Raw genomic sequence first — 17,247 nt, 5'->3', positions numbered from 1 at the left:
CCAGGCGGGAGCGGGCGGGAGTCTCCTTTACCGCCGTGGTGGCCGACTGCGCCTACGGCGATAACGACGACTACCGGGCCGAACTGCGTCGGTTCGGGCTGGCCTATGTGCTGGCGCTCAACCGGCGCGCGGGCTCATGGGCGCTCGCCTATGTCAATCCCACCCCGGTCGACGCCGCCCGCGTCCTGGCCTGGTGCGGTCCGGACGACCCTGCCGGTTGGACGCGCGTGGAGCGCCGTTTCTGCGACGGCCGCCACGAGACCTGGTGGGCGGCCGATGCCTCCTTGGACCATGGAGCCCCGACGAGCCCTACCGCCTGGTGATCGCCACCACCGATCCGGCAACGCTGCCGGAGGCGAGCACTTGGTATCTGACCACCAATCTGCCGCGCCCCGGCGGAGAGTTCTCTCCGGCTCGCGGCCACTTGACACAAATAAGTATTGTTTGAGACAGATATGTCTCAAGAGATACGGAGTTGTCTGATGGCCGTGAGCCGCGATCAGATCATCGCCGCGGCGATCCACCACCTCAACCAGGACCCGGCGGCCTCGATGGCGCAGCTGGCCGAGGCGACCGGGGTGAGCCGCGCCACGCTCCACCGCCACTTCGCCAGCCGGGAGGAGCTGCTGCTGGCCCTCGGCCACCGCGCGCTGGACCGCTGGGCGCGGACCCAGGGCATGGCCGGAGTCGAAGAGGCCGCCGCCTCACGGGACCCGTCCCGGATCGCCGCGGCACTGCGCGAGATGCTGATCGGGCTGATCGACGAGGCGGAGGAGTACAACTTCGCGCTCACCGACGTCGTGATGATCAAGGTACCCGAGCTGCGGGAGCGCAGCGACGCGCTGGAGGCCAAGGAGATCGCGCTGTACCGGGCGGCGCAGCACGCCGGGGTGCTCCGCGCCGACCTGCCCGTCCGGTGGATCAGCAACATGGTCTGCGGCCTGCTGCTCGCCGTGCGGGAGAGCCTGCGCCGCGGTGACGTCGCCCGGCGGGACCTGCCGCAGGTGCTCCATGAGACCTTCTTCCACGGCGCCGCGGCCGGTGACGCCGCCGACGGCGCCATCCGCGACAGCGCTCAGGGCACCGCGTACGGCACCGCCGGCGGGATGCGTGACGGGAGCGCCGCGCACGGCACCGCCGGCGGTACGCGTGACGGGGGTGCCGCGTGACGCTCGCCCCCGCACCCAAGCCGGCCGTCGCCCCGCCGTCGCCGCATCCGCGACGGTGGGCCGGACTCGCCGTGCTGTCCGCGAGCCTGCTGCTGGTGGTCATGGACATGACCATCCTCAACGTCGCCCTGCCCGCCGTCTCCGCCGACCTGCGGCCCGGCGCGGTGGAGCTGCTGTGGATGGTGGACGTCTACTCGCTGGTGGTGTCCGGCCTGCTGGTCACGGTGAGCGCGCTGGGCGACCGGTGGGGCCGGAAACGGACCCTGCTCACCGGCTTCACGATCTTCGGCCTGGCGTCCACGGCGGTGCTGTGGGCCGGATCGCCGGGCGAGGTGATCGCCGTGCGGGCCCTGCTCGGCGTCGGCGGCGCCATGATCATGCCGTCCACGCTCTCGATGATCCGCACCCTGTTCACCGACGCGCGGGAGCGGGCGACCGCGCTGGGCGTCTGGTCCGCCATGGCCTCGCTCGGCGCCGCGCTCGGGCCGATCCTGGGCGGGCTGCTGCTGGAGCACTTCAGCTGGCACGCGGCGTTCCTGGTCAACGTGCCGGTGATGGTGGTGGCGATCGTCGCCGGTCTCCTCCTGCTCCCGGAGTCGCGCAACCCCGCCCCCGGACGCTGGGACGCGTTCGGCACCGTGCTCTCGATCGCCGGGATGGTCGCCCTGGTCTACTCGATCAAGCAGTTCGGCAAGGAGGGCGCGGCCGGCCCCGGCCCCTGGATCGCCCTGGCCGTCGCGGCGGTCACGCTCACCTGGTTCGTGCGGCGCTGCCTCGGGCGGCCCGACCCGCTGCTGGAGGTGCGCCTGTTCCGCAGCCGTCCGTTCACCGCGGGCACGCTGGTCGCGGTGACCACGTCGATCGCGATGGCGGCGGTGATGCTGCTGATGGCCCAGTGGATGCAGCTCGTCCAGGGCCACTCCCCGCTGGAGACCGGGATGCGGCTGTTGCCGACCGCGCTGGGCGCGCTGCTGATGTCGCCGCCGGCGCCCTGGCTGGCCGCCCGGTTCGGGACCCGCCCGGTGCTGGCCGGCGGCCTGGCGGTGTCCGGGCTGGGCTTGGGGCTGCTGCCCGCGGTGCCCGCGACCTACCCGTGGATCGCGCTGTCGCTGTTCCTGCTCGGCCTGGGCATGGGTTCGCTGGCCATCGCCTCGGTGGCCATCATGGCGGGCACCCCGCCGCAGAAGGCGGGCAGCGCCGCCGCGATCGAGGAGACCTCCTACGAGCTGGGCGGCGCGCTCGGCGTCGCGGTGCTGGGCAGCCTCGCAGCCGTCGTGTACCGCGGCGCGCTGCCTCCGGCTCCCGCCGGAGGCGGTCTCCCCGGCCCGGCGGCCGACGCGGTGCGCGAGTCGCTGGGCGGCGCGCTGGAGGTCGCCCGGCAGGCCGGGGCGGCGGGGGCGGAGCTGGCCCGGCAGGCGAAGGCGGCCTTCACCACGTCACTGGAGGTGACCGGGCTGGCCGGGGGCCTGCTCATGTTGGCCGCCGCGCTCGCCGTCTGGTGGCTCGTCCCCCGGGACCTCGACGTCACCGCGTCCCACCACTGAGCGGCCCGGCCCGGGGTGGGCCGATCCGCGCCGCCACCCCGGCCGGGCGGCTCACGAGTGAGCCGCCCGGCCGCCCCGGACCTCCCTAGCGGACCTCGCCGGCGCCCGCGTGCCGGGAGACGGACCGGCGCACCGACTCGGCCGGGTCGATCCCGGTGTGCAGGGTGGGGGTCCAGCCCGCGTCGGTGCCGAAGTCGGGGTCGCGGGCCGCGTTGTAGGTCGCGACCAGGTCGATCGGAGTGACCTTGCCGCCGACGCGCAGCACGTTCCCCCGGGTGGTCAGGGCCGTGCCGCCCCAGTTGTAGAGGAGGTCGGCGGGGTCGACCGCCCGGCTGAGGCGGAAGAAGTTGTTCTCGGCGAAGATCTGCGACTGCACGCCCACGCCGAGGGCGTACTCGAACGTCGAGGCGTCCGGGATCTCGTAGTAGTTGTTGTAGACGTGCACCTGGCCGAAGCGCACGCGGGGGAGCCGCTGGAGCACGTTCTCGAAGTGGTTGTGGTGCACGGTGACCTTCAGCTTGCCCGAGTCGGTCGTCGGGTTGTTGGTCGAGCCGATCAGCATCGTCTTGTCGTGGCCGGAGAACCGGTTCCACGAGGCCGTGACGTAGTTGGACCCGTTGGTGATGTCGAGCTGCCCGTCGTGCACCTGGTACGGCCTGCCGAAGTACAGCGGCTGGCCCGAGTCCGGGTTGTCGCCGTCGGTGAAGGTGCTGTGGTCCACCCACACGTGCGTGGAGCCGGTCACCGAGATGTTGTCGTAGAGGGAGTTCCAGTTGCCCTCGGACCCGTCGGTCGGGTCCCACTGCGGGAAGCAGTCGGCGGTGTCCTCGAAGGTGATGTTGCGGATGATGACGTTGTCGACCTTGTCCACGTGCAGGTTGATCCCGCGGATGGTCGCGTCCTTGCCCAGGCCGACGATGGTGGTGTTGCCGCTGACCTTGAGCTTGATGTCCTTCGTCTGGTTCGCCGCCGAGGCGGCCCGCGCGTCCTCCAGCGGGCCCGAGGGCTCGGCGTCCCTGCCCCACACCGCCGGGTCGTAGGCGGCGAGGTAGGCGTCCAGGCTGTAGCCGGCCGCCGTGTAGTCGGCGCAGGTCTTGTCCGGCGCGACCGTCCCCCGCACGTAGATGATCTTCGGTGCCGGGGCGGCGAGCGCGGCGGCCAGCTGGTCCCGGGTGGACACGGTGTGCACGTTCGACGCGGGCGCGGCGGCGCCGCCGGTGGTGCCGGAGCCCTCGGCGGCCCAGCCGTCGTTCGCGGGCAGGGTCTGGCGGCCGAGGTCGGTGCCCTTCCCGGCCGGCGCGGAAAGGGCGGCGGCGGACGTGGCCGGGACGGCCAGGGCCGCCAGGGAGAGCAGAGCGGTGAGCGCGACGGCTCGTTTCATGGGGTTTCCTCCACGAGATCAAGGGGGGTGAGGGAGGCTCCGCGCGGCCCCGGGAACCTCCCGGAAGGCGAAGGCGGGCGCACCCCGGTCAGGGAGGGGGCGCCCGCCCCGCGGATCGGTGCGGCTCAGCCGCCGTTGCGCTGCTTGTACGACGTCTGCGCCTCGGTCAGCTTGGCCGCGAAGGTGTCCATGAAGGCCTTGGCGGTCAGGGAGCCCTGCAGGACCTTCTGGAACTCCGGCTCCATGTCGGTCTTGGTGATCGCGTTGAACTCCGGCAGGTGGTAGGGCATCTGGACGACCTTGGTGGCCGGGTCGTTGAGCACCCGGACCGCCTCCGAGATGTGCTGCAGCTCGCTGATCCAGGGCTCGTCGTTGACCTCGGTGTTGGCCGGGAGCACGCCGGTCTTCTCCGCCCAGTAGCTGTTCATCGCCTTGGACGCGGCGAACTCGGCGAACTTGTACGCGGCGTCCTTCTTCTCACCGGAGGAGAACACTCCGATGCCCGCGACCGGGTTGGACAGGATCGCCTGGACGCCGCTGTCGGACTTCGGCACGGCCATGGCCGCCACCTTGTCGGCGCCGAGCGTCTTGAGGTGGTCCTGGTACGAGCCCAGGTTGTGCTGCATGATCCCGATGTTGCCGCCGTCGAACTGGGCGACCATCTTCGCGTAGTCGTTGCTCACGTCGGCCTCGGGCGTGACCTTGTTGTACAGGCCCGCGAGCCGCTCCAGCGCCGCCACGTTCTTGGGGTCGTTGACCGTCGCCTTGCCGGACGCGTCGAAGATCTCGGTGATGCCCGACTGGGCGTACACGACCTCCAGCATCTGCGCGATCGAGCCCGCGCCGCCGCGGATGGTGAAGCCGTAGCGGTTCTTGGCCTTGTCGGTCAGCTTCTCGGTGGCGGCGAAGAAGTCGTCCCAGTTCTTGGGCGGTTCGAGGCCGGCCTCCTTGAACCAGTCCGTCCGGTACCAGAAGATCCCCATGTTGGTGGACATCGGCACCATGTAGGTCTTGCCGTCCGGCACGGTCGCCTTGACGGTGTTCACGACCTGCTCGTTGAGCTTGCCGTTCAGCGCGCCGCCGGAGATGCGGTCGTCCACCGGGTCCAGCGCCTTCTGCGCCACCAGGCTCGACAGCATCGCGGTGGAGACGCCGCCCACGTCGGGCAGACCGCCGCCGGCGATGGCGGTGTCGTACTTCTGCTGCACCTGGGCGATCGGGATGCCGACGTACTTGACCTCGATCGTCGGGTTCGCCTTCTGGAACTCGGCGATGATGTGCTGCCACACCGGGGTCCGCGCGGGGCCGCCGTTGTCGTCCCAGAAGGTGATGGTGGTCTTGCCGCCGGAGGAGCCCGACGGTTCCTCCGAACCGCAGGCGGCCGCTCCCGTGCCGAGCACCAGCGCCGTGGCCAGGACCGCCAGGCGCTTCGAGCGTGCAGTCATTGCTCTCTACCTCTCTGTGCTCTCTGTGTCGTGTCCCCCGACTCCGCTGTGACCGTGAATCCGCCGAATGTCGTGTGGCCTGCCGCACCGTCGGCGAGCGGTGCAGGCATCGCGCCCACCCGGGCATCGCGCCCACCCGGGCACCGGGGGCCGCCCGGAAGGCGGCGCCGGGCCGGCATGTTCCCGCGCGGTCGTGGATCCTCCGGGCCGGGGCGGCCCTCCAGCCGGAACGTCCCACCGTTGAGCGCCCACCTGGCGGGATCCGAATCGGTGTTCCGGTTTCGCCGGAGTCCGGGCCCCGGCCCGGAGAAGTCGTCGTCGGCCGGCGGCTCGGTGACGCGCCCGCCGAGCACCGGCGTGCGGCACCCGGTCACCACGGGACCTCCGCCGCGAGCGCCGCCGCGCCGGCGCGGTCCAGCGGCCCGTCCACGATGACGGTGATCACCCGCCGCGCCAGGGTGTCCCCGACGAGCAGCGGGTTCTCCCAGGCGAGCGCCGGGCCCACGCCCGGGTACTCGGTGACCCGGACGAACCAGGGGTCGATCCCCCGGCCGGGGACGGGCAGGGCTCCGTCGGCTTCCGGCATCGGTACCGGTACCGGGTCCGGCCGCTGGACGAAGACCAGGGTCCACTCCGCGGACGCCATGGCCAGCCACGGGGCCGTCGAGCCGTGCACCGCCTCCTCGCCCTCCGCGTCGGCGGTGAAGACCCGCCGGTCCGGCGCCGACCCCGGGGCCCGCCAGAAGAAGCCGCCGTACCCGGCTCCCGCGCGCCCCTTGGTGGCCGAGCTCCTGACCGGCAGCGGCCGGCCGGTGAGGTTCGTCAGGACGAAGGAGACGTCGAGCGCCCAGCATCCGTCCAGCTCCACCGCGCGCACGCTCCGCTCCTCGCGGGCGATCTCGGTGCCGTCCGGCCCTTCCCAGGCCAGTGACTCGGTGAACCCCGAGCGGTCCTTCCGGGAGAACCCCCGGTGGCGCTGGATCCCGTGGTCGCCGAGCCAGGTCGGCCCCCGGTCGCGGACGTAGGTGCGCCCGCCCCAGAAGTTGCTCCCGCCCAGGTCGGAGATCGCGATGCTCACCCCCAGGTGGTGCACGTGGTCGGCGGGCGCGACCTCGGTCACCACCGTCCCGCCGAGCGTCCGCACCGGGTGCAGGTACGGCCGGGGCGAGGACGTCCGCGGCACCTCGGGCGCCACGACGTACGCGGCGACCTCGTGCCCGTGCGCCACGAGCGCGGGCCGCTCCGGCGGTTCCGGCCCGTCCGGCTCCCGCGGTGCCTTCTCCGCCCGGCCGCCGGTCGCGGCCACCCCGGGCAGGCCGCGGGTCCAGGGGACGCGGAGCTCGGAGAAGAGCGCCAGCCGCTCCGCGCTGGTCGCCGTCACCTCGGCGATCCTGGGCAGCACCCGGTGCTCCTCGCCGATCTCCTGGAACAGGTCGGGGATGCGCCGGGGCGCGGGCGCGAGCCGCACCGCCTCCAGCACGCGCATGAAACCGGCCGTCCGCTCCAGCGGGACGAGCAGGCCGGTTCCCCGGCGGAGGTGGGCGACGAGGTTCTCCAGCAGGTCGGTCCTGGGGTGGACCACGGAGGTCCCGTCGAACTCGACCCGGTCTTCGGTGTAGGTCAGCCGGATCCGCCCGGTCTCGCCGTGCACGATCAGGTACGGCTCGTGCCGCCGGTCCGCGCACAGGGAGACCGCGACCGTCACCGTCGTCCCGTCGTCCATGCGCATCCGCGCGCACGAGGTGTCGTCCGCCTCGATCTCGTTGGCCCGGTAGAGCTCGACCTCGACGTCCGCGACCTCGGCGCCGGAGACGGCCAGCGCGGTGGCCGTCGCGTGCGCGAGCGGGTTCGTCAGCACGCCGTCGACCACGGGCACGCCGCCGATCTCGCGCCGTCCGGCCCAGGGCACCCGGCTGTAGTAGGAGTAGGGACGCTCCCACGCCCCCGCGGCCCCGATCCCGGTGACCTTGCCGATCGCCCCGTCGGCGACCATCTTCCGGATCGCCGGGACCGCCGCCGAGCCCAGGCTCTGGAACCCCACCTGACAGGCGAGCCCGGTCTCCCGGACGGTGGCGGCGATCCGCTCGTAGTCGGCGTACGTGGCGGCGGGCGGCTTCTCCAGCAGGATGTGCGATCCGGCGTGCAGCGCCTGCTCCGCCAGGTCCGCATGGGTGTGGATGGGCGTGCACAGGATCGTCACCTCGGCGCGGACCCGCTTGATCAGCCCCGCCAGGTCGCCGTCATCGGAGAACTCCACCCCGGCGGGCAGGCCGTCGACCGGCCGCACGTCGCACACCCCGGCCAGCTCGACCAGCCCGGCGGCCGAGAGCCGTCGCAGGTTGGCCAGATGCCACCAGCCGTGCCCGTGCGCCCCGGCCAGCACCACGCGAACCGGTTCCATCACGCCGTCTCCCATCGAAGTCCCAGACCGCGGTGGTCCCCGGCGCGCAGCTCGCCCGCCTTCACCGAGACCGGGTACGGCTCGGAGATCAGGCCGAGTGCCGCGAAGGACGCGTCCTCGACCTCCTCGGCCATGCACGGCAACGGCAGGGTCAGGGCGAGCTGCCCGGAGATCTCCGGTAACAGGTGCGGATAGACCGGCACACTGAACGTCCTGGCCAGCTCGGCGATCCGGAGCAGCGGGGTGATCCCGCCGACCCGCACCACGTTCGGCTGGAGGATGTCGCAGGCCCCGGCGGTCAGCAGGTCCCGGAAGCCGTAGCCGGAGTAGACGCTTTCCCCGACGGCGATCGGCACCCCGGTGACGGCGCGCAGCCGGGCGTGGCCCGGCACGTCGTCGGCGGGCAGCGGCTCCTCCACCCAGTGCAGCCCGAACTCCGCCAGCGCCGCGATGGCCCGCTGCGCCCCGGGCAGGTCCCAGCGCTGGTTGGCGTCCACCATGAGCAGCGTGTCCGGGCCGATCACCTCGCGCACCGCGGCGACCCGTGCCACGTCCTCCTCCAGCGCGTCACGGCCCACCTTGACCTTGACCGCCGGGTAGCCCGCGGCCCGCCACCGGCCCGCCTGCGCGACGAGCTCCTCCATCGAGTAGTGCAGGTTCACGCCGCTGCCGTACACCGGCACGCTGTCGCGGCGCCGGCCGAGCGTGTCGACCAGCCCGGCCTCGCCGCAGCGCAGGTCCCACAGCGCCAGGTCCACCCCGGCCATCGCGATCGTGGTCAGCCCGCCGCCGCCCGCCTCGCGCAGGTGCCGCCAGAGCCGGTCCCAGACGACCTCCGGGTGCGGCTCCATGCCGACGACGGCCTCGCGGATCTCGCCGTCCAGCAGGGCCTGCACGGCTCGGGCCCCGATCTGCGGGGTCCACGAGAACCCGGTTCCCGTCCGTCCGTCGGCCAGGGTCAGCTCGACGATCACGACGTGGTTGGCGGGCACGTCGGCCCCCCACGGCCGCGGCAGCGCCACGGTCCGCAGCGTCGTCTCCAGCGCGGTGATCACCGGCCGCCCCCCGTTCACCGCTCGACCAGCGCCAGGCCGGTCTTGATGAGGCGGGCGAGCTCTTCCTCGTCCTCCGGGGAAGGGTCCACCAGCGGCGGGCGGACCCCGCCGACGTCCAGGCCGCGCTGCCGCACCCCGGCCTTGATCAGGGAGACCGCGTAGCCGGGCACCTTGCCGCGCAGCCGGACCAGCGGGGCGTAGAACTCCTCGATCAGCCGCTCGTCGCCGTTCAGGTAGGCGGTGGCGATCTCGGGGGCGAAGCAGAAGACCGCGCTGGAGTACAGCTCCACGCCGATGCCCCGGTAGGCGGGCATGGTCAGCTCGGCCGTCGGCAGGCCGTTGAAGAACAGGAAGTCCGGCTGCTCCGCGCGCACCGCCAGCACCGTGCGCTGCATGCGGTCGATGTCGCCGACCCCGTCCTTGATCCCCACCACCCCGGGCACGCGTGCCAGCTCGACCGCCTGGTCAGGCTCCAGGACGACCGAACCACGCTGGTAGACGATCGTGGGCAGCACCTCGGCGACGGCCGAGACGTAGGCCGCGTACCCCTCGCGCGGGCCGCCCGCCAGGTAGGGCGGCATCAACAGCAGCCCGTCGGCGCCGGCCTCCCCGGCCGCGCGGGCCTGGGCCAGCGCCGCGCCGATCGGCCCGCCCGCCCCCGCGAGCACGGGCACCCGGCCGTTCACCGTCTCGACCGCGATCCGCACCGCCTCGGCGTGCTCGGCCTCCGACAGCGCGGAGAACTCGCCGGTCCCGCAGGCCGCGAAGACCCCGCCCGGCCCGTGCTCCAGCCCGCGCCGCAGGTGCTCGGCCAGCACGTCCCCGGCGAGCGTCCCGTCGGCGCGGAACGGGGTGACCGGGAAGAACAGCACTCCACTGAGGTCCATCACACGGTTCCAATCTCTGTGCGCCAACTCCGCTTCGCCTCCCAGCCGAGCAGCCGTCCTGCCTTGGCCGAGGAGAAGGCGGGCGCCGAACCGGTCAGTCCGGCGGCGAGTCCCGCGGTGGCGGGGTTGATCCGGGGGAGAAGCTCGGCGAGGGGTTCACGGGCCAGGGCGTCGGCCGCGCCCGCGAAGAACACCTCGCCGTTGGGCAGCTCGGGGAGTTTGCTCAGCAGGGTCAGCACCAGGTCGGCGGCGTCACGGGCGTCGATGTAGTTGAACAGCGACACCCCGGCGATCTCCGGCCGGTCCAGCCGCTCGGCGATCGTGTGCCCCGACTGGGTGGGCGCGCCCGCCCACTCCTCGGGGGCGACGACGAAGCAGGGCCGCACGGCCGCCAGCTTCGCCTTCGAGGTGCGCGCGAACATGGCCATCACCTGCTCGCAGACCAGCTTGGACAGGCTGTAGGTGTTCCACGGAGCGACCGGGTGGTCCTCGTCGATGGGCAGGTAGGAGGGGGCCCAGCCGGGGGTGCCGTACCCGATGACCGTGGGGCTGCTGGCCACCACGATCCGCTCCGTCCCGATCCCGGTGGCCGCCTCGCACACGTTGAACGCCAGCTGGGTGTTGACCCGGTAGGTGAACGCGTCGGTGCGGCTGAACGGCGTGGCGATCGCGGCCAGGTGCACCACGGCGTCCGGGCGGAACCGCGACATCACCTCGAAGGACTCGCCCAGGTCGGTCAGGTCGGCGGGAAGCACCTCGGCGGCCTCCGCGGGGGTGCCCGGTGCGGTGTCCACGCCGATCACCTCGTGCCCGGCGTCGGCCAGCGCGGTGACCACGCTGCGGCCCAGTCGCCCGGCGCTCCCGGTGACGAGAGTTCGTGTCATTGCTCGTTCAGCACTCCTTGTCCGTGTTCGGTCCGGTTCGATCCGGGGTCCGTCATCCCTTCACGGCCCCCGCCGACAGGCCCTGGACCAGGTAGCGCTGGATGACGGCGAAGACCAGCACCACCGGCACGGCGGCCACGACGCCTCCGGCTGCCAGAGCGCCGAAGTCCACGCTGAACTCGCCCAGCGTGTAGGCGAGGCCGACCGGCACGGTGAACTTCTCCTGCTCGCTGACGAACATCAGCGCGAACAGGAAGTTGTTCCAGCTGTGGATGAAGGCGAACGAACCGACCGCGACCAGTGCCGGGCGCAGCAGCGGCAGCACCACGGCGAAGAAGCCCCGCAGCCTGCTGCACCCGTCCACCCAGGCGGCCTGCTCCAGTTCCACCGGGACGTTCTTGATGAAGCCGCTGATCAGGATGAGGGAGAGCGGGAGCTGGAAGACCGTCTCGGCGATCACCAGGCTCCACAGCGAGTTGACCAGTCCGATGGTGCGGAAGATCTCGAACAGCGGGATCAGCATCATCGCGCCGGGGATGAACTGGGTGCAGAGCATCCCGATCATGAACAGCCGCTTGCCCCGGAACTCGTAGCGGGCCAGGGCGTAGCCGCCCGCCAGCGCGATCACCGTGGTCATGATCAGCGAGGCGATGCCGACCATCAGGCTGTTCTGGAAGAACAGGGCGAAACTGAGGTCGTTCCAGACCGTCTCGAAGTTCTCGAACGTGATCGGCCACGGCAGCAGCGACGTGGAGCCCCGGGGCCGGAAGGCGAACACCAGCATCCAGTAGAAGGGGATCAGCGTGAACAGCAGGTAGAGCGCGAGCGGGACCCAGATCTGCCAGCGGCTGACCCGCCCTTTCTCCCCCCGCCCGGTCCGCGGCAGTTGCGCGGGCGGGGCCAGGCGTGGCCTCTCGGCCGTCTGGAGTGTCATTTGTTCGCTCCGAACTTGCTCAGCCGCAGGTAGGCGATCGAGAAGAAGGTCAGGATCAGGAAGGCGGCGGTGGTCAGCGCCGAGCCGTACCCGAAGTCGTGCGACTGCGCGGCCTTGGCCGCCACGTACAGCGGCAGCGTGGTCGTCGCGTGCGCCGGGCCGCCGCCGGTCAGCGTGTAGAGCAGGTCGACGTTGTTGAACTCCCACACGCAGCGCAGCAGCGTGGACAGGATGATCGCGTCCTTCAGGTGGGGCAGCGTGATGTGGATGAAGCGCCGCCGGCGCGTGGCGCCGTCCACCGAGGCCGCCTCGTAGAGCTCCTTGGGGATGCTCTGCAGGTCGGCCAGGAGCAGGATCGCGAAGAACGGGACGCCGCGCCAGAGCTCGGCGAGCACGGCCGCCCAGAAGACCGTGTCGGGGTTGGCCAGCGGCGCGGCGCCGTACTGCATGAGCCCCAGGTCGGCGAGGTAGCGCGAGACACCGGTCGTCGGGTTGTAGAGCAGCACCCAGATGCCGGTGGTCAGCACCCCGGACACCGCCCAGGGGGAGAAGACCATCGCCCGCGCCAGGCCACGGCCGACGAAGGTCTCGTTCACGATCAGCGCCAGTGCCAGGCCGAACACCAGCTGGAGGGAGACCTCCACGCCGACCCACTGGACGCTGAAGCCGAGGCTCTGCCAGAACAGCGGGTCCTCGAACAGCAGCGTGCGGAAGTTCTCCAGCCCGGCGAAGCCGTTGTCCCAGGGTTTGGTGACGTTGTAGTGCTGCAGGCTGTAGTACAGGACGCTGGCCATCGGGTAGACGAGGAAGCCCAGCATCGCGATCACCGCGGGGGCGATCAGCAGGTAGGGGGTCCTGGCGGCGCGGCCTGGACGTCGGCGTATCCGCAGATCCGCCGTAGTGATTGCCATCGCCGGCAACTCCTTCCGAGTCGGCGTCACGGGCTGCAACCGGTTGCATGAAACATTGCGGACATCTCACTGCAACGTCAAGGGCTCAATTTGGTAAACCGGTCGCGGTCTGCGGATTCATCGGTATTCGCCGTTTTCACGGCGCCGCAACCGCTCGTACCGCGCCGTGGGAATCCCGTCAGACCGGCATTGACAGGTCTGCAACCGCTTGCACTAATCTTCTGCAGGACCTGATGAAGGAGCACAGTGGCAGCGACGATCAGAGACGTGGCGCAGGCGTCGGGGGTGCATGTCTCGACGGTTTCCCGCACGTTCTCGGCGCCGCACCTGGTGAACCCCGAGACGCGCAACCGCGTGCTCGCCGTCGCCGAGGACCTCGGCTACCGGCCGAACCGCGCCGCGCGGGCGCTGACCACCGGCAGGACCCACAATATCGGCCTGATCGTCGCCGACATCGCCAACCCGTTCTTCCCGCCGCTGATCAAGGCGGCCCAGGCGCACGCCAGAGCGCGCGACTACCACGTGTTCGTCGCCGATACCGACGAGGACCCGCAGGTCGAGGAGGAGCTGATCCAGACCCTCACCAAGCAGGTCGACGGGGTCCTGCTGTGCAGCCCGCGGCTGTCCAACCGGGCCATCGAGCGCCTCCACGCCGACGTGCCGTTCGTGGTGGTCAACCGCCGGGTCAAGGGCATGCCGACCATACTGATGGACGTGGGCCACGGCGCCCGGCTGGCGATCGAGCACATGACCGGGCTCGGTCACCGCAGGATCGCGCTGGTCTCCGGCCCGAGCGGCTCGTGGACCAGCGGCGAGATGCGCGCCGCGGCGACCGCGATGGAGGGCGTCGACCTGGTCATCCTCGGCCCCAACGCCCCCACCGAGCAGGGCGGTCTCGCCGTCGCCGCCGACGTGATCGCCTCCGGCGCGACCGGCGTGCTCGCCTACAACGACCTGGTCGCCATCGGCCTCATCGAAGGGCTGTACGAGCGCGGCGTACGCGTGCCCGACGACGTCAGCGTGGTCGGCGTCGACGACATCGTGTCCGGCCGGCTGAACCGCCCCAAACTGACCACCGTGGCCATGCCCACCGCCGCCGCCGGGCGGATGGCCGTGGACCTGCTGCTGCAGTCGGTCGGTGACAGCGCCACCCCCACCCTGGCCACCCTGGAGACCAGCCTGGTCGTCCGCGAATCCACCGGAGAGGTGCGACAGTGAACTTCGGAACCGCCCCGTCGGGCGAGAAGGTCGAGCGGCACGTACTGGCGAACGGGCGGATGCGCGCCGCGATCCTCAGCTACGGGGCCATCCTGCAGTCGCTGGAGGTCTCCGGCGTCGACGTCGTCCTCGGCTACCCGGACCTGGACGACTACCTGACGCGCAGCCGCTACTTCGGCGCGGTCGTCGGCCGCTACGGCAACCGCATCGCGGGCGGGCGGTTCACCCTCGACGGCGTCACCTACCGGCTGCCCGTCAACAACGGTCCCAACAGCCTGCACGGCGGCGTCACCGGGTTCGACAAGCGGGTCTGGCAGGTCGCCGACGCCTCCGACACGGCCGTGACCCTGGAGTACGTCAGCCCCGACGGTGAGGAGGGCTACCCCGGCACGCTCACCGTCCGGCTCACCTACACGCTGACCGGCGACGCCCTCCGGCTCGACTACCGGGCGACCACCGACGCGCCGACCGTGCTCAATCTCACCAACCACTCCTACTTCAACCTCGCCGGAGGCGGGGACGTCCTCGCCCATGTGGTCCGCATCGACGCCGACCGCTACCTGCCGGTCGACGCCACCCGGATCCCGACCGGCGAGCTCGCCCCGGTCGCCGGCACCCCGTTCGACTTCACCACACCGCGCGAGATCCGCGAGCGGATCGCCGACCCCCGGCTCGGCGGCGGCTACGACCACTGCTACGTCCTGCGCGGCGACATCGAGGTCACCGACCCGGCCGGCGGCCTGACCATGCGGGTCACCACCACCGAGCCGGGCGTGCAGTTCTACACCGGCAACCTCCTGGACGGCGTCGCCACCGCCTACGGCAAGCACGCCGGCCTGTGCCTGGAGACCCAGCACTTCCCCGACTCGCCCAACCGGGAGCACTTCCCCTCCACGGTGCTGCGCCCCGGCGAGGAGTTCGCCTCCACCACCGTCTACCGGTTCCCGGAGACCGGCCAGAAGTAGAACGTGAGGGAGGGGCGCCGCGGGTCGCCGCCCAGCGCGATCATGCCCAGCCTGACCCCGATCCCGTGGGCCGCCGTCGCCTCACGCAGCCGCAGGAGCGGGCCGAGGTCATGGTCGAACTCCCGGTGCAGCAGTCCCAGGAGCGCCGCGAGCCCTTCCGGGTCGTCCCAGCCCCACGCCGAGGAGAAGAAGAACACCTTCTGCCGCGTCCCGGCCGGACCGTGCGTGAGCTGCAGGAAGAGCGACCTGTCGGGGGAACGCGGCCGGGACGCCGAGACGAAACGGTCGTGCACCCTCCGGGCGGGCACCAGGTCCGGGTGCGTCCCGGCGCGCTCGGCGAGGTCGCGACCCGGCTCCACGGGGAGCCACCGGTAGCTCTTCCAGGCCGTCAGCTCGCCGCCCGCCAGGTCGTAGCCCAGGACCTCCACGCCCGCGGGGAGCCGGGAGCCGTGGTGGCGGTCGGCCGCGCCGAGCGTCTTCATCCGCAGCGGGAACCGGGCGGTGAGCTCGTCCGGGCCGAGCCAGCTCGTCCTGAAGTAGACCGTTCCGCGCCTGCTCCCCCCGGGGCCGTGGCCCAGGCCAAGCATCAGCGGGGCCGGCAGGCCGGCCGGCGCGCCGGTCAGGTGCGCCCGGAACAAGTCCGCCAGGCAGGCGTCGTGCTCCCCGGTGGCGCAGCCGGTGACGGAGCGGGCGTGCGCCAGGGAGTGCCCCCAGTCGTCCGCCCGGTGCTCGACCATGTCGACGACGCAGCGCAGGGAGGGTACGCCCCGCTCGTCGAGTTTCACGGAAACCTCAACCGGCACGGCGGAGTCGGTGAGAATGGAGTGCCGGCGCGGCTCCCCGGTGATCCGCAGCAGCTCGGCCGCAGTGGCGGCGGAATCGTCGCGGACGCCCAGCCGCACGGCCAGGTCGCCGAACGCGGCGGCCAGCCGCGTCGTCGGGGTGGGGTTCGTGGAGGCCACGGTCGTCTCCTCGGGACAGGTCGGGGGTCGGGTTGGGGGGCACGATGACGGCCGGAGCGGCCGACGTGGTGGTCATCGGGGCCGGCGTCGCCGGGCTCGCCTGCGCCCGGGAACTCATGGCGCGCGGGATCGGCGTTGTGGTGCTGGAGGCCCGCGACGCCGTCGGCGGCAGGGTGCGCACGTTCCGGGCCGGCCCGGTCGAGCCGGGTGCCCGGACCGTGCACCCCGCCCTGGTCGAGTTGGGCGCCCAGGTCGTGCACCCGGTGGGGTGCGACGTCTTCGACGACCTGCTTCGCCGGGCCGGAATCGCCACCGCGCCCATGGAGACGGGCGCCGAGTTCGTCGTCGTCTCCGGGGGCGCGCACTGGGATCCCGCCGCCCTCGCCGCGCGGGTACGGCCCCTGCCGTGGGCCGTCGAGGACGGCCTGTACGCCACCCGCCCGCTCTCGGGCACGGTCGGGCAGGCGCTGGCGGGTCTCGCCCCGCAGGCCCGCGCGCTCGCCCGGTGCTGGCTGGAGCAGGTGGTGGGGGAGGACCCGGCCCTGCTCGATCTGGCGGCCCTGGCCGCGACCTACCACGGCCGGGGACGGGGCGGCGAGCGCGTCGTCGTCGCCGGCTTCGACGGCGTGGTCCGCGCGCTGGCCGAGGGGCTCCCGATCCGTACGGGCTCCCCGGCCGAGCGGGTGCGCTGGGGCCCGGCCGGGGTGGAGGTCGCGACCCCCGCCGGGCCGGTTCGCGGGCGCGCCGCCGTGGTCACCGCCGCCCCGTCGGCGGTCACCGGGAGCGGCCTCGTCTTCGACCCGCCCCTGCCGCGGAGCAAGACCGCCGCCGCCGCCGTGCTGGCCTCGTGCGACGCCGTCGTGGTCGTCCTGGTCACCGCCGGGCCGGCGTCGCGCTCCGCGTCGCTGCTCCTGACCGACCCGCCGGGCGGCCTGTGGACCGTCCGGGCCGGTTCGCGTCTCGCGACCGGCCACGTCAAGGGCCCCTCGGCCGGCCAGGCCCGCAGGCCGGGCTGGGAGGCGGATCTGCTGCGGATCCTCCGTCCCCGCCTGGGAGCCGTGGACGACGTGCTCGTCCTGGACTGGGGGCGCGACCCCTGGGCCCGCGGCGCCTACAGCGTGCCGGTCCGGGGCGCCGACGACGCGTCGGCCGCGTGGGCCGCCGGGCTCGGCGGGACCGTCTTCTTCGCCGGGGAGGCCTCGGCCCCGCCCGGCCTGCGGGGTCTCGTCCAGGGGGCGCTGGTCAGCGGGCGCAGGGCCGCCGAGGAGGTGGCGCTCGCCCTGCCGGGCGGTTCCCGGGGCGGCGGGAAACGGCACGATCGCTGCGGCGGCCTGCCGGGCGGCCCCGCCGGAGCGTCCCCCTGCGGCAGCGGCGGCGAGGGGGCCCGTGACGGCGAGGGGGCCCGTGACGGCGGGGCGGGTCACGACCAGCGCAGCGGCAGCGGCGCGTAGCCGCGCGGGACGGTTCCCGGCCGGGCGCGGCGCCCGCGCT

General features: G+C 72.6%; 15 protein-coding genes. 6 read left to right on the top strand and 9 right to left on the bottom strand.

From position 1 onward, the window contains the following. Positions 1 to 35: 35 nt before the first annotated feature. The 3 genes from ABD841_RS27790 to ABD841_RS27780 all read left to right on the top strand — a co-directional run bounded on the left by ABD841_RS27790 (position 36) and on the right by ABD841_RS27780 (position 2,713). Complete coding sequence (locus ABD841_RS27790) at positions 36 to 323, top strand: hypothetical protein (protein WP_344977990.1); 288 nt, start codon at positions 36 to 38, stop codon at positions 321 to 323. 159 nt (positions 324 to 482) lie between these two features. Then, a complete protein-coding gene (locus ABD841_RS27785) occupies positions 483 to 1,169 on the top strand; it encodes a TetR/AcrR family transcriptional regulator (protein WP_344977988.1) in 687 nt (228 codons plus the stop codon). Further along, on the top strand, positions 1,166 to 2,713 hold the full coding sequence (locus ABD841_RS27780; protein WP_344977986.1) for an MFS transporter: 1,548 nt from the start codon (positions 1,166 to 1,168) through the stop codon (positions 2,711 to 2,713). Before ABD841_RS27785 ends, ABD841_RS27780 begins: the two co-directional genes overlap by 4 nt. Before the next feature lie 85 nt (positions 2,714 to 2,798). On the opposite strand, the gene ABD841_RS27775 is transcribed toward ABD841_RS27780, so the two are convergent. The 8 genes from ABD841_RS27775 to ABD841_RS27740 form a co-directional block, all read right to left on the bottom strand. Next, the gene (locus tag ABD841_RS27775) at positions 2,799 to 4,094 is read right to left on the bottom strand and encodes a pectate lyase family protein (protein ID WP_344977984.1); all 1,296 of its coding nucleotides are present in this window, start codon (positions 4,092 to 4,094) and stop codon (positions 2,799 to 2,801) included. 125 nt (positions 4,095 to 4,219) lie between these two features. Next, positions 4,220 to 5,539, bottom strand: coding sequence for an ABC transporter substrate-binding protein (locus ABD841_RS27770; RefSeq protein WP_344977982.1), 1,320 nt, complete (start codon positions 5,537 to 5,539; stop codon positions 4,220 to 4,222). Between the two features lie 370 nt (positions 5,540 to 5,909). Then, positions 5,910 to 7,940, bottom strand: a complete 2,031-nt coding sequence (locus tag ABD841_RS27765) for a DUF6807 family protein (RefSeq protein WP_344977980.1) — start codon at positions 7,938 to 7,940, stop codon at positions 5,910 to 5,912. Further along, positions 7,940 to 8,992 (bottom strand): mandelate racemase/muconate lactonizing enzyme family protein, encoded by a 1,053-nt coding sequence (locus ABD841_RS27760; RefSeq protein WP_425582051.1) that lies wholly within the window; start codon positions 8,990 to 8,992, stop codon positions 7,940 to 7,942. Before ABD841_RS27760 ends, ABD841_RS27765 begins: the two co-directional genes overlap by 1 nt. A 17-nt stretch (positions 8,993 to 9,009) precedes the next feature. Next, positions 9,010 to 9,882 (bottom strand): 5-dehydro-4-deoxyglucarate dehydratase, encoded by an 873-nt coding sequence (locus ABD841_RS27755; protein WP_344977976.1) that lies wholly within the window; start codon positions 9,880 to 9,882, stop codon positions 9,010 to 9,012. Next, on the bottom strand, positions 9,882 to 10,766 hold the full coding sequence (locus ABD841_RS27750) for an NAD-dependent epimerase/dehydratase family protein (RefSeq protein ID WP_344977974.1): 885 nt from the start codon (positions 10,764 to 10,766) through the stop codon (positions 9,882 to 9,884). Before ABD841_RS27750 ends, ABD841_RS27755 begins: the two co-directional genes overlap by 1 nt. 52 nt (positions 10,767 to 10,818) lie before the next feature. Continuing rightward, the gene (locus ABD841_RS27745; RefSeq protein WP_344977972.1) at positions 10,819 to 11,700 is read right to left on the bottom strand and encodes a carbohydrate ABC transporter permease; all 882 of its coding nucleotides are present in this window, start codon (positions 11,698 to 11,700) and stop codon (positions 10,819 to 10,821) included. Then, the gene (locus ABD841_RS27740; protein ID WP_344977970.1) at positions 11,697 to 12,611 is read right to left on the bottom strand and encodes a carbohydrate ABC transporter permease; all 915 of its coding nucleotides are present in this window, start codon (positions 12,609 to 12,611) and stop codon (positions 11,697 to 11,699) included. Before ABD841_RS27740 ends, ABD841_RS27745 begins: the two co-directional genes overlap by 4 nt. Before the next feature lie 246 nt (positions 12,612 to 12,857). Here ABD841_RS27740 and ABD841_RS27735 point away from each other — a divergent pair, with 246 nt between their 5' ends. Together ABD841_RS27735 and ABD841_RS27730 are read left to right on the top strand one after the other, a co-directional pair. Beyond that, positions 12,858 to 13,829: a LacI family DNA-binding transcriptional regulator gene (locus ABD841_RS27735; protein ID WP_344977968.1), complete on the top strand. Its 972-nt coding sequence runs from the start codon at positions 12,858 to 12,860 to the stop codon at positions 13,827 to 13,829. Beyond that, positions 13,826 to 14,794: an aldose epimerase family protein gene (locus tag ABD841_RS27730; RefSeq protein ID WP_344977966.1), complete on the top strand. Its 969-nt coding sequence runs from the start codon at positions 13,826 to 13,828 to the stop codon at positions 14,792 to 14,794. Before ABD841_RS27735 ends, ABD841_RS27730 begins: the two co-directional genes overlap by 4 nt. On the opposite strand, the gene ABD841_RS27725 is transcribed toward ABD841_RS27730, so the two are convergent. Beyond that, positions 14,764 to 15,756, bottom strand: a complete 993-nt coding sequence (locus tag ABD841_RS27725; protein WP_344977964.1) for a hypothetical protein — start codon at positions 15,754 to 15,756, stop codon at positions 14,764 to 14,766. The genes ABD841_RS27730 and ABD841_RS27725 overlap by 31 nt on opposite strands. Before the next feature lie 44 nt (positions 15,757 to 15,800). Here ABD841_RS27725 and ABD841_RS27720 point away from each other — a divergent pair, with 44 nt between their 5' ends. After that, positions 15,801 to 17,207: a flavin monoamine oxidase family protein gene (locus ABD841_RS27720; RefSeq protein ID WP_344977962.1), complete on the top strand. Its 1,407-nt coding sequence runs from the start codon at positions 15,801 to 15,803 to the stop codon at positions 17,205 to 17,207. Positions 17,208 to 17,247: the final 40 nt, after the last annotated feature.

Source organism: Streptosporangium fragile, assembly GCF_039534445.1.
Taxonomy (GTDB): Bacteria; Actinomycetota; Actinomycetes; order Streptosporangiales; family Streptosporangiaceae; genus Streptosporangium; species Streptosporangium fragile.
Note: the sequence above shows the minus strand (reverse complement) of the source record. Positions and strands in the feature narration are given on the sequence as shown.